This is a genomic window from Veillonella sp. VA139 (assembly GCF_003992005.1).
Lineage (GTDB): Bacteria > Bacillota > Negativicutes > Veillonellales > Veillonellaceae > F0422.
Map to the genome: position 1 here is coordinate 1 of NZ_RQVL01000038.1, position 11,149 is coordinate 11,149.

13 protein-coding genes are annotated in these 11,149 nt (G+C 35.8%); 10 read left to right on the top strand and 3 right to left on the bottom strand.

Annotated features, from left to right (window positions below; translation table 11 throughout):
* The first annotated feature begins 187 nt into the window (after positions 1 to 187).
* From EO125_RS09300 to EO125_RS09345, 10 genes are all read left to right on the top strand, one after another.
* The gene (locus EO125_RS09300; RefSeq protein ID WP_127148652.1) at positions 188 to 643 is read left to right on the top strand and encodes a hypothetical protein; all 456 of its coding nucleotides are present in this window, start codon (positions 188 to 190) and stop codon (positions 641 to 643) included.
* Positions 644 to 707: 64 nt separating this feature from the next.
* Positions 708 to 1,304: a hypothetical protein gene (locus EO125_RS09305; RefSeq protein ID WP_127148653.1), complete on the top strand. Its 597-nt coding sequence runs from the start codon at positions 708 to 710 to the stop codon at positions 1,302 to 1,304.
* 40 nt (positions 1,305 to 1,344) lie between these two features.
* Entirely contained in the window at positions 1,345 to 1,590 is a 246-nt protein-coding gene (locus tag EO125_RS09310) for a DNA/RNA non-specific endonuclease (RefSeq protein WP_127148654.1), read from the top strand.
* A 2-nt stretch (positions 1,591 to 1,592) separates the two neighbouring features.
* Positions 1,593 to 3,131, top strand: a complete 1,539-nt coding sequence (locus EO125_RS09315; protein WP_127148655.1) for an immunity protein YezG family protein — start codon at positions 1,593 to 1,595, stop codon at positions 3,129 to 3,131.
* A 74-nt stretch (positions 3,132 to 3,205) separates the two neighbouring features.
* Positions 3,206 to 3,406 carry a hypothetical protein gene (locus EO125_RS09320; RefSeq protein ID WP_127148656.1) on the top strand — a complete coding sequence of 67 codons (201 nt, stop codon included), beginning with the start codon at positions 3,206 to 3,208 and terminating at the stop codon, positions 3,404 to 3,406.
* Between the two features lie 22 nt (positions 3,407 to 3,428).
* Positions 3,429 to 4,433, top strand: coding sequence for a hypothetical protein (locus tag EO125_RS09325; RefSeq protein ID WP_127148657.1), 1,005 nt, complete (start codon positions 3,429 to 3,431; stop codon positions 4,431 to 4,433).
* Positions 4,434 to 4,604: 171 nt separating this feature from the next.
* On the top strand, positions 4,605 to 5,666 hold the full coding sequence (mnmA, locus tag EO125_RS09330; protein WP_127148658.1) for a tRNA 2-thiouridine(34) synthase MnmA: 1,062 nt from the start codon (positions 4,605 to 4,607) through the stop codon (positions 5,664 to 5,666).
* Between the two features lie 11 nt (positions 5,667 to 5,677).
* A complete protein-coding gene (gene lepA / locus EO125_RS09335; protein ID WP_062403449.1) occupies positions 5,678 to 7,477 on the top strand; it encodes a translation elongation factor 4 in 1,800 nt (599 codons plus the stop codon).
* Complete coding sequence (hemW, locus tag EO125_RS09340; RefSeq protein ID WP_164726503.1) at positions 7,477 to 8,637, top strand: radical SAM family heme chaperone HemW; 1,161 nt, start codon at positions 7,477 to 7,479, stop codon at positions 8,635 to 8,637. Before lepA ends, hemW begins: the two co-directional genes overlap by 1 nt.
* Positions 8,638 to 8,677: 40 nt before the next feature.
* The gene (locus EO125_RS09345; protein ID WP_127148659.1) at positions 8,678 to 9,268 is read left to right on the top strand and encodes a nitrite reductase; all 591 of its coding nucleotides are present in this window, start codon (positions 8,678 to 8,680) and stop codon (positions 9,266 to 9,268) included.
* A 417-nt stretch (positions 9,269 to 9,685) separates the two neighbouring features.
* Here the strand turns inward: EO125_RS09345 and EO125_RS09350 are convergent, their stop codons facing one another.
* Genes EO125_RS09350 through EO125_RS09360 form a run of 3 tightly spaced genes read right to left on the bottom strand, consistent with a single transcriptional unit; the run spans position 9,686 to position 10,674 of the window.
* Positions 9,686 to 10,045 carry a hypothetical protein gene (locus EO125_RS09350; protein ID WP_127148660.1) on the bottom strand — a complete coding sequence of 120 codons (360 nt, stop codon included), beginning with the start codon at positions 10,043 to 10,045 and terminating at the stop codon, positions 9,686 to 9,688.
* Between the two features lie 55 nt (positions 10,046 to 10,100).
* A complete protein-coding gene (locus EO125_RS10210) occupies positions 10,101 to 10,415 on the bottom strand; it encodes a type II toxin-antitoxin system RelE/ParE family toxin (protein ID WP_127148661.1) in 315 nt (104 codons plus the stop codon).
* Positions 10,402 to 10,674: a type II toxin-antitoxin system Phd/YefM family antitoxin gene (locus tag EO125_RS09360; RefSeq protein WP_126937221.1), complete on the bottom strand. Its 273-nt coding sequence runs from the start codon at positions 10,672 to 10,674 to the stop codon at positions 10,402 to 10,404. Before EO125_RS09360 ends, EO125_RS10210 begins: the two co-directional genes overlap by 14 nt.
* Positions 10,675 to 11,149 lie beyond the last annotated feature (475 nt).

Sequence of the window (11,149 nt, forward strand, 5' to 3'; positions counted from 1 at the left end):
GCTCACTTACTTTCATCCATTTAATTGCTTAGAGCATTTATTTCTTAAAGAGTTTACACAAAATTCTTGACAGTACCTACTATTATACCTGTTTACAAGTATTCTAGAAGGGAAATGTATTTTTAGTTGTCTTTTTTATCACTATTGGGATAAAAGAACGACACACTCCTTAACAAAAAATGAGTTTATGGAAAAGTTTTGTGATAAAAAAATATCTAGAATCTATCATATTTTATATACTCTAATCAATGATATTCATTTTGATACTCAATTATATGATGTATTGGAAATGGTGGTTCAGTCACATAAGCTTATAGATCAACCGTACTTCTTGTCGGTAGAGCTATATAAAAAGCTCCTTTCACATAATCCAAACAAAGAAAATTGCGTACATTTTTATAGATATTTAATTATTAATGCATGGGAATTTGAAAGCTTTATTGTAAAAGGTTTATTGTTTGAGAAAAAATATGAAGAGATAAAAGACTTTGCCATACAGCATACATTTGCAACTATTGATACTTCATTTTTCATGGAATCTAGTATATGGCGGAATGTTGATTATGAAGAATACTTAGAGTCACGAAATATAGATTGGAGAGTTGAACCTACATTTGAAGATAGTTTCCAATTATTTCCATAAATTTAAGAAAAAGCAACTGAACTATCTATCCTTTACATATTCTATTGTATATCTTTAGCAGGTGATGAAAGTGCGAAAAGTATGTATATGGTTTTTAATATTTGTGGCGATAATAGGTCCACTCTATCTATATATCAATATTCACCGGTATATGGATACAAAAACGTTTTTTCGATATGAAATAACCTATTTTTATGAATTGAGAGATTACTTTAATAATCTAACTATAGAAAATAAGATGTATACGTATATTGTAAAAGGTGATTATTTATATACTTATGGAGTATCAGGATATACAAAAACAAAATTAGGGTTAGGTATACATATTATTAAAGTCGTAAATTTGGAATATGAAAAAAAATATATTTTTCAAGTAGAAGGAAGAGGTTCATTTTATTCGAGTATTGAGGAATTAAGATATGGGTATTTAGATGATATTACTCTTTTAACAAATTTTGAAGATATGGATGATGAAGATATAAATACCTTTTATTTGTTGTATAAAGAAAACCCGGATATTGAAAAAGATTTATCCCTTATAGAAAAATCTCGTTTTTCCTATAAAGATGGAAAAAAAGTAGCACAAGGACTCCGGGAATTAAATAATTCTTTAGTTAAAGAATATAGGAAAAGGAATGGAGAAATAAAGGAGACCAATTAAAAGCAGATGATGACCGATTGCCAAGTGACGAAGATGGCATTTGATAGCTAATAGGTATGCTGGTTCTGGAGAGATAGATAATCTACTTGCTATGGCTGCAATTGTGAATAATAGTAAATACAGAAGAGCAGAAAATCGATGGGGAAAAGCGTTACAAGCAGGTAAAGAAGTAGAGGTAACGATAAATGTAGTATATGATGGAGCAAGTAAAAGACCAAAAGAATTTAATATACATTATTTTATTGATGGAAAAGAAGTTAGAGAAACAATTCCTAATGGAGGTTAAGAATGTTTTCAGAAGACAATAAGTTACTGATGGAAGAAAATTTAATACAGGCAACTAGAGAAATAGGAAATACGTATATCCCTGGTAATTGGTCAAAGATACTAGTCCATATTGAATTATATTTAGGATCATATTCGGGCGACTTTATAGTTATATATGATGACGATTCGTTTATAACTAGAAATGATTTATTTATAGTCTCTAATTATCTCCGTGACGATATTTCAGGGCTAGGATTAGGAAAAATAGCTAATAGTGCTTATATTAGTCCAAAGGATAAGGTGGATTGCCCTTCGGATATTATTGAGTTGGAAGTGGATTTTAATGGAAATAGTCAAATTAATTATTATGAAGTTCCTTTAGATTATTTATATGACAATACACCCAAACTAATCTGGCAGTATAGAAAGATAGGGTATAAATGTCGTGTTTTTTGGGACTATGAAGCATCTAGTTTGGTGAAGAAACAAAATATCACACCAGAAAAAGTGCTCAAGAATAGGATTAAATCTATTGATTTAGTTGATAGTTTAAATAATATAATAAAGAAAAAGCCTCTTTATTTAAGAGATTTTATTTCTAAGGACTGCAAAAACATGTATTTTCATTTAGATACAATTGGCAATAAGGAAAGATTAAATATCTATATTGAGTATGCGGATAATACATGGATTAAAGAAAAAAATATACAATCAAAATTTGCTGGTATTAATGATTTTAGAGTGGCAGCTCTTTATTGGGACTGGTCTGATGAGTTTAATAGTATGCATACAATTTTAGGAAAAAAATATACATCCTTAGATTGTATATTTAATATTTCCAGCGGCGAACTCTCTTATGTATATGACAATGTCACAGAAGATAATTTTACTGATGAACTAGCTTTGGTAAATGCTTGGGAAGAAAGATATTTCTCACCAGAAGGGGAACCTCTACATACGCATGCAGTAGCACCACATGAAGGATGTATCACAGGGACTATGCACATAGATATGTCTCAGTTTATTGAAGAGGAGTTAGAGGAAATGGCTAGTGTAGATCCAGCTATAGAATTTACAGGGGAAGATATTCATGATTTGATTCCACAATATCTTCAAAATAGTTACGATATTTTGTTTTCTATCCTGCCAGGTACATATCATCGGGTATACCTATATGTAGAGAATGATGGAACCCTATGTCGTCAACTAGGGTATATTATCATCGATGGTGAATACCTCACTTTTGAGGAGATGATAGACCATAAAGTAGTTTCTAAGGCTACCTATGATGCGACAATGGAACAATTAGCGCTGTGGTCGAATTACATGCGAAATGCATTTATTGCATGCCATCTTGAGCCGTGGACAGTGTTCTCCTATAGATTAAATGAAGAGCGATATATTTCTACTAACTTTGGTTATGACATATTAGCAGAACAAGCATATGACAATGAACTCTTTGACCTATGGTCCTATGAGAAACTAGGCATTAAGAGTCCTAACTTGCCTGAAGATAAAATAAAAGATATCGTTCCAGAAAATGAATATTCTAAATTTTAAATAGTGCTTAATATTTTAAAAGATCTCTTTTATGGTTCAAAAGAAATACATTTTCTGATGATGCAGAGGTGTTATTGGATTCTACTGCAAAGATGTATTATGAAACTATAGAGATATTGGAAAGCCAAGGATATGAAAGACAACAAGAAATAAATTATAAGGTGTGTATAGATGTAGTTGGAGATGAAATGAAAAAAGAGATAGAGATAGGGGAATTGCTATTTGGACTTCAACCTAACGAATATAGTTATATTGATACGATAATGACTAATTAGCTTAAGAAGGGGGAAACGCAAGTTGGCTATAAACACTAAATTAAATGGAATATTGAAAGCACGTAATCTAAGAATCCTAGCTATTTTATTCTTATTATTATCAATGATAGGAATAATATTCTTTAATACCTATTACTGGACACAGTTAAAATTTAGTTTATTCGGACCCAATACATATATTGTTTATAATACATATGACAAGCAGGTTGAACGTATGCATAAGGATGGGGCATCAGAAGTACTTTGGAAAAATCCGACTATGATAGATGTTTCTAATTCGGTCGAGGTTGATGGAAAATTATTATTTATCGTCAATTATGTAGATGCAGCGCAGCTAGTCGTATTTGATGTGGATAGCAATACGATTATCCGTAAGATACCTCTTGTGGGTGTCAAGGGTGTTAGTACAGAGCAACTATATTTAATGGGAAATAACTTACAAATTAATTATAGATGTATTTATATGAAGGATTATGAGTTTGGGAAAGGTCAATATGACTTACAATATCGTATTCCCATAGACAATATAATGGATGAAACAATAGATGATATAAAGCCCATACATTATGATGGTATTGAAAAACATCCACCTAAAACAGAGTTTAAAGGGCCTCCTCGCGTGCCTTTTAGTGATACTGTATATAAGGAAACAAATTCTAAAGGGAAAAAAGAAGTGTTATTTCAGAGTAACGATTTAACTATAGAATATGAGGAGTATGGTACTAGAGTATATGAAGATAATGTGGTAGGCATTTTGAAAAAAGGAGAATATTTACTGAATAGTTGGCAGATTCAAAAACATGAGCACGACATTTGGGGATTTAATACAGTATATCGATTCCAAGGGATGTATAGTAATCAATTTTTACTGTTCAAGGTATATGATGAATATTTTGACTTAAAACATTCAAATGTATATAAACAATCAGATTCAATGGTCTATGCCAACAATAATCTGTTCTTTAAAAAGATATATTTACCGCGAGCAATATTTGAACCATATGAAATACTTTATATTGGTCGCTAGTAGCAGAAACAATCATAGAGAAAATAGGCTGTTCCACACCCCAGATTCTTGTAAAATACCTAGAAAGTGCGATATAATGTAGTGATATGTATAAGTATAATTTTTTGTTCAATTATACATCTTCAGACTTTCAATCTGTTTTGATGTATCAATTTGATGGTAGGAGATAATATGGACAAAGTATATGCAGTAGCTATGAGCGGTGGCGTAGATAGTTCTTTAACCGCTTCAATGTTATTAGAACAAGGGTATAAGGTATTTGGTATTACCTTGCGTTTGTGGGTAAGCGACACGGAAGAAGACGAAATTCCCCAAGCCGTGGTGGATGCGAAGAAGATGTGCGATTTTCTTGGTATTGAACATCATGTGGTGGATGCGAAAGACATTTTCAAAGACAATGTGGTAGATTATTTCATCACGGAATATTCCAATGGTCGTACTCCGAATCCATGCGTGTTCTGTAATCGCAATATTAAATTCGATTTGTTATTACAACGTGCCCTATCTTTAGGGGCTACACATATGGTGACAGGTCACTATGCACAAGTGATGTACAACGAAGTAGCACAGCGTTACGAGTTGCACAAAGGGGAAGATCCAACAAAGGATCAAAGTTATGTACTATACACGTTGACGCAAGATATACTAAAACATCTTGTATTCCCTCTAGGGCATCAACCAAAAACGAAAACTCGTGAAATGGCCCATGAAAAAGAATTGCCTGTTTGGGACAAGCCAGATAGTTTAGATATCTGTTTCTTGCCGAATCACAATTACCAAGGGTTCATTGAAAAAACATCGAAATCGAAACCTAAATCAGGGCGTATTATCCATGAAAATGGTGAGGTGTTAGGTACGCATAATGGATTATACAATTATACAATTGGACAACGTAAAGGCTTGGGCATTGCCTATGCATACCCTCTCTATGTTGTGAAATTAGATGGCGAAACAAATGAGGTTATCGTTGGTCCTAATGAAAGTTTATTCTCTCGCACCATGTTGTGTAACAACTATAACTTCCTAGACGGAGTTGTGCCCACATCATTGCAAGCAGAAGGTAAGATTCGGTATGCCGCGAAACCATCACCATGTACTGTTACTTTCACAGAGGACGGTACTATGAAAGTTGAATTTACGGAACCACAACGCGCCATTACACCGGGGCAATCTGTCGTATTCTATGAGGGAAGTCGAGTTCTTGGTGGTGGTGTAATAGATATTGTTTGTTAGAAAGGGAAGTCATGAGTACATCACATATTCGTAATTTTTGTATCATTGCTCATATTGACCATGGTAAGTCCACGCTGGCGGATCGTTTAATCGAAGAAACTGGGTCTTTGACGAAACGGGAAATGCAAGCCCAAGTCTTAGACTCCATGGACCTAGAACGGGAACGGGGCATTACGATTAAAGCCCAATCCGTTCGTTTATTGCACACTGCAAAAGATGGACAAGAATATACATTAAATTTAATCGACACACCAGGTCACGTGGACTTCAGCTATGAAGTATCCCGTTCCTTGGCAGCTTGCGAAGGAGCCCTGTTGGTGGTTGATGCTGCACAAGGTGTAGAGGCGCAAACTTTGGCCAATGTGTATTTAGCATTGGAACATGATTTGGAAATTATTCCTGTCATTAATAAAATTGATTTGCCAAGTGCAGATCCTGAACGTGTGAAACGTGAAATCGAAGACGTTATCGGTTTAGATGCTTCTGATGCAATTTTGGCCAGTGCTAAGTCTGGCATTGGTATTCAGGATATCTTAGAAGCCATTGTAGAGAAAATTCCTGCGCCACCAGATCATTCTGATAAACCAGCACGTGCCTTAATTTTCGACTCTCGCTTTGACTCTTATAAAGGTGCCATTGCATATGTACGTGTGCAAGAAGGGTCTTTGAAAGTGAAAGATACCATTCGTATGATGCACAGTTCTAAGGATTTTGAGGTCACTGAGTTAGGCGTATTTACACCGCATCTATTACCAGTCCAAGAGTTACCATGTGGCTCTGTAGGCTGTGTAGCGGCAAGTATTAAAAACGTTCGTGACTGTCGTGTAGGGGATACCATCACAAAAGCAGATAATCCAGCAGAAGAACCATTACCAGGATACCGTAAAGCCGTATCTATGGTGTATTGTGGTCTTTATCCAACAGATTCTAAAGATTACGAAAACTTGCGGGATGCCTTAGAAAAATTAAACCTAAACGACGCTGCTTTAGAATACGAAGCAGAAACATCCTTGGCACTTGGATTTGGATTCCGTTGCGGTTTCCTTGGATTGTTACACATGGATGTCATCCAAGAACGATTGGAACGGGAGTATAATCTATCCTTGATTACAACGGCTCCAAGCGTAAACTATAAGGTATACAAAACAAATGGGGAAGTCATCGAAGTGGACAACCCTGCTAAATTACCACCTCCAACTGAAATTGACTATGTAGAAGAGCCATATGTAAAGGCTACCACTATCGTTCCTAAAGATTATGTGGGGGCCATTATGGAACTTTCACAGGACAAACGTGGGGAATACATCAGTATGGAATACATTGATGAAAGCCGTGTATCTATCGTATACCACTTGCCGCTAGGAGAAATCATTTACGATTACTTTGATAAATTGAAGTCTGCTACGAAAGGCTACGCATCCTTGGATTACGAATTGATTGGCTACCAACAATCTCCAATGGTAAAAATGGATATCTTGCTAAATGGTGATCCTGTCGATGCCTTGAGTATTATTGTTCACAAAGATCGAGCTCAATTGCGTGGCCGTGCCCTAGCTGAGAAATTGAAGGAATTGATTCCACGTCAAAACTTTGAAATTCCAATTCAAGCGGCAGTAGGCACAAAAATTGTAGCTCGTGAAACGGTAAAAGCCTGGCGTAAAGACGTATTAGCAAAATGTTACGGCGGTGATATTTCCCGTAAACGTAAATTGCTAGAAAAACAAAAAGAAGGTAAAAAACGTATGAAAGCCGTAGGGTCTGTAGAGATTCCACAAGAGGCGTTCATGGCGATTTTGAAAGTAGAAAACTAATGAATACAAATCGTATTCCAGTAGGTCATAGGGGAATGTATATCCACATTCCCTTTTGCCGTCAAAAGTGTACCTACTGTGATTTTCCTTCGTACCAGGGATTAGAAGACTATTTTGATGTGTACGCCTATGCGTTGCGCCAAGAGATTGAATCTAGTCAATCCCTGTTGGGGACAGAGCCCTTCGATACGATTTACTTCGGCGGTGGCACACCGACGGTATTGTCCATTAAGGAATTGAATCGTATCTTAGATACGGTGTATAAACAGTACACCATCAGCAGCGATATTGAAATTACTATCGAGGCTAATCCAGGGGAAGTAGATGCACAATACTTGCGACACTTATATGAGCTAGGCATTAACCGCATCAGCTTTGGTGTGCAAACATTTCGTGATGACCATTTGCGTGTATTACACCGAACTCATACTTCAAAGATGGCACAGCAAGCTGTCCTAGATGCCTATGAGATAGGCTTCCGCAATATTAGCATTGATCAGATATATGGATTGCCTCAGCAAACATTGGAAGATATTGCCTATAATTTAGAGGTCATTCAGTCTTTGCCGATTAATCATATCTCTATCTATGGCCTGCAAGTGGAACCTAGTACCTTATTGTATCGCCAAGTCATGGACCATTCGGTCATATTACCGCCTGAAGATATATGCGAACAGATGTACGACTACCTTATAGAAGGGTTAGAAAAACAGATGTTCGATAGATATGAAATTGCTAGTTTTGGTAAAGATGGGGCTTTCAGCCATCATAATATCAAATACTGGCATGGCGTTGATTACATCGGCTTTGGTGCTGGTGCCCATTCTTTTGTGGGGAATCGGCGCTTTCAAAATACCCCTTACGTGGTGCCTTACATCCATAAGATTGAAATGGGTGAAAGTCCTTGCATAGAAGAAGAAATAATTATTAGTCCTCGTGACTATGAAGATTTTTGCTTTCTTGCGTTGCGTACGAAGTGGGGATTGGTACCTAGTTTGTTTGAAAGTCGATTTAATCTAGACTTTCACAATATATATGGATCTGTTGTAACAGATCTAATACGTAAACAATTGCTTGTTTATGAAGATGATGCATATCGTCTCACTAAGGAAGGGGCCAAGCACGGCAATTATGTGTTTAGTCAGTTCCTTACGTCCTAAGTAGGAATGTACGCCCATACAGTTAATTTAGGAGAGTTTTATGAAAACAGCAGTTATTTTACATGCCTTATTTAGTGAGTTCACGTACGAACAAATGGAGGCAATTTTTAGCCTAGCGAAAGAACATAATGGAAAGTTCCGTATCGTTCCTACAGGCATTCAAATTTATGACATTACAAAAGAACAAAAAGTATCCATCTTGGAACAATTACCAGATGGAGTGGTGCAAGTACAACATAAATCGGTGAACTCCATCGTGGCATGTCGAGGCACAGATGGATGTAGCCACGCTTTTGTGGAAACCATTCCGATGGCGACCATGGTAGACCAAAAACACTACGGCAAAGATATGCCGAACAAAATTCGCATCGGCATCAGCGGTTGCCCACGATGCTGCGCTGAATCCATGATTAAAGATATCGGCCTAGTGGGAAAACCAAATGGCTTTACCTTAGTAGCTGGTGGTACAAGCGGCGCCTTACCTCGAAAAGCAATTACCTTGCTAGAAGGATTATCCCCAGAAGAAGCAGAACAAAAAATCACGGAGCTCTTAGAATGGTATAGCACTAATGCGAAGCCAAAAGAGAAGTTCGAGCATGTATTACAACGATTGGGGAATCCATTTCAGTAAAACGTCACTTGTGATGTTATGTAGCCTGTGGCGTTGGTAACTTAATATGAGAAACGGAAGCGCACGATATCCTCCTTCATAAACGGTATTTCATAATGTTTATGAAGGAGGACACCGCGCGCTTCTTGCATTAGAATAATATATGCAAAAAAATCGCCACAAGACTACTACACTTAATGGCGTTCTTTTGGGGGCGTGATTGAGTTAATTATGCGTCGATGTAAAAATCCCCCTCCTCTATATAATAGAGGGGGGGGCGCACAGGTCTTCATAGGGATTGTTGAACTGCTTCTGTTTCTATTTTAGTGAATGAAGAAATATATGTCAATTTTAATTACTACTAATTCTTATAAATGGAAACATAGGAATTCTGTATTATATTACATCAAATGCGATATCTTAGGTAATGAGAGTAAATTAACGGATAGCTTTATAGTACACCCCAGCTTTTGGATTAGTGATACGTAGTTTAAGCGGTTCTTCATCATTAATGATGTATAACGTATCTTCTTCAAGTCCAGTCCATTCTAATGATATGGAAGTTTCACCTGTAGTGATACCAAGTTCTTCCAAGGGTGGAATATACAGCAGTCGTAGGCCTTTAGGTAGGAGCGTACTGCTTTTTTTTATGAACTGTAATTGTTCCTTGTAATTTCTATAGTCCAATATATGATCTAATTCTTGGTGATCTTCTTCGTTAATTACATCATGAATACAGGTATGTTCGATATGTATAAAGTTTTCAATCATATCTCGCTGTAGTGTGATAAGTTTCATAGTATGCTTTCCCTCTTACCGGTTCATTTAAAAAGTCGCTTTGTACATGGATGTATTATAGAATGTTCATCCAGTTTTGTCGTGAATGTAGGATTCTATGTACGTGTATAGATTTAGAATCTTCATCTATTGTAAAGAATAGAATGTATTTTTTTATAATACACTTTCTAAAACCTTTTTTACCTAGGTATGGATCAGAAACTAATACATATCTATGTGGCATTAAAGAAAGGTCGTAAAGTGTGTTTTCTATTATTTCTAAAAAATTAGCTGTCGTAAATGGTGCACTAAGAGAATGATTTATATAGTAAACGATCTGCATGAGATCTTTTTGAAAGGAATCTGATACGTATACGTTATAAGTTTCCATTCGTAAGTGCCTCTTTTATATTTTTCATAGAATCTTCAAGAGTCATACTACGACCATTTTTAAAATCTATTTCACTTTCTTCAAGTAGGTGATATAATTCGTATCTTGCCATAAGATTATTGTACGAATCTATACTCATAACAGCTAGATCGCCTCGACCGTTTTTAGTAACAAATACTGGTTCACCTGTTTCGTTACAGAACGAAGAAATATCATTATAATTATTTCTTAAATCAGTGCTTGATTTTATAATAGGCATTGTAGTCCCCTCCTTTTCAATCTACAGATATTATACTATTATTTCTTTAGAAGTACAATTATTTAGCACCCAACCTCCTTAATTGTGTATGAGACAGTGGGATATGTAAGATGAATATATTAGTTAAGAATAACAAAAGAAGAACAATGTTAAGATCCACGTTAAACTCACAGCAGATTGGATGCGGTGTTGAGGTATGTCAAGTTAATATCTAATTCATGATAAATATAGAAGAGCACGGCATATTCCGGAGCAAATCTCAGTGGAACGTAAATTTGTGAAGGAATGTGCCGTGCTCTTCCCTTTGCCCGAGTCACACTATGATATACCTCACCAAACCGAACAATCAAAAAGTTTGTTTTTTTGACTAATACGGTGTTTACTGAACTTTCACCAATGTTAGTGTAAAATGTTTGTGGGAAAATAAAATAGCAAAAGAAGGTCATCCTTTGTTACAATGAATGTGTTCAAATAA